Origin of the sequence: Streptomyces tricolor, from assembly GCF_002155905.1 — a bacterium.
GTDB classification, from domain to species: Bacteria; Actinomycetota; Actinomycetes; order Streptomycetales; family Streptomycetaceae; genus Streptomyces; species Streptomyces tricolor.
Genome location: NZ_MUMF01000780.1, coordinates 1 through 1084, shown reverse-complemented (window position 1 = coordinate 1084; position 1084 = coordinate 1). Strand labels below are relative to the sequence as shown.

At 70.7% G+C, this 1084-nt stretch carries 2 protein-coding genes; both read right to left on the bottom strand.

Features of this window, described 5'->3' with window-relative positions; translation table 11 throughout:
- On the bottom strand, positions 1-655 hold a 655-nt coding region (locus CCN44_RS39385; protein ID WP_143650360.1), incomplete at its 3' end, for a radical SAM protein.
- Between the two features lie 70 nt (positions 656-725).
- On the bottom strand, positions 726-1084 hold a 359-nt coding region (locus CCN44_RS39380; protein WP_143650358.1), incomplete at its 5' end, for a prepilin peptidase.

Here is a 1084-nt window from a genome sequence, read left to right as displayed (position 1 = left end):
CCAGCTTGTGCGCGGTCTCCATGATCTCCAGCCAGCGCTCGCCGCTCTCCTTGAGGGGCGCGATCGCCTTGCGGGGGCGCTCGGGGAGGAGTTCGGCGCCGGCGCCCGCGAAGGAGTCCAGGCCCGCCTCGTGGATCCGGGTGATGGCCTCCTCGACGGAGACCCCGCTGATCCGGGCCATGTGCTCGACCTCGGACGCGCCCAGGGAGTGGATCACCAGCTGCGGGAAGGCGTCCTTGATGGCCTTGAAGTGCTTCTCGTAGTACTCGACGCCGTAGTCCGGGTGGTGGCCGCCCTGGAACATGATCTGGGTGCCGCCCAGTTCGACGGTCTCCGCGCAGCGGCGCAGGATGTCGTCGAGGTCCCGGGTCCAGCCCTTCTCCTTGTCCTTGGGGGCCGCGTAGAAGGCGCAGAACTTGCACGCTGTGACGCACACGTTCGTGTAGTTGATGTTCCGCTCGATGATGTACGTGGCGATGTGCTCGATGCCCGCGTACTTGCGGCGGCGTACGGCGTCCGCGGCGGCGCCCAGGGCGTGCAGGGGGGCGTCGCGGTAGAGGACGAGCGCCTCCTCGGGTGTGATGCGTCCGCCCGCTGCGGCTCGGTCGAGCACGGCTGTGACATCAACAGAAGCGAGGTCGGCCTTCTCGGTCACCGGGCGTCCCTTTCGTCAAGGGTGTGGACGGACCGAACCAGCCTACGCCAGCCCCTTCGGGGCAAAGACGTCAGGCCGCGTACGCCCCCGCCAGCAGCCCCAGGAACGCGCCGGCGATCAGGAACGGCCCGAACGCGATGGCGGTCCTGCGGTCCGCGCGCCGGGCCAGGACGAGCGCGCCGCCGTAGAGCGCGCCGAGCAGGAACCCGGCGAAGGTGCCGAACAGCACGGTGGACCAGCCGTACCAGCCGAGGACGGCGCCCATCCCCACGGCCAGTTTCACATCGCCGAAGCCCATGCCGCCCGGGTTGAGCCGGTACAGCGCGTAGTAGCCGGCGCCGAGCGCGAGGGCGCCGTAGAGGGCGGTGCGCCAGTGGCCGGCGTGTTCGGGGAGCAGGGCGGCGAGGCCGAGCAGGGCGAGGGCGAGGG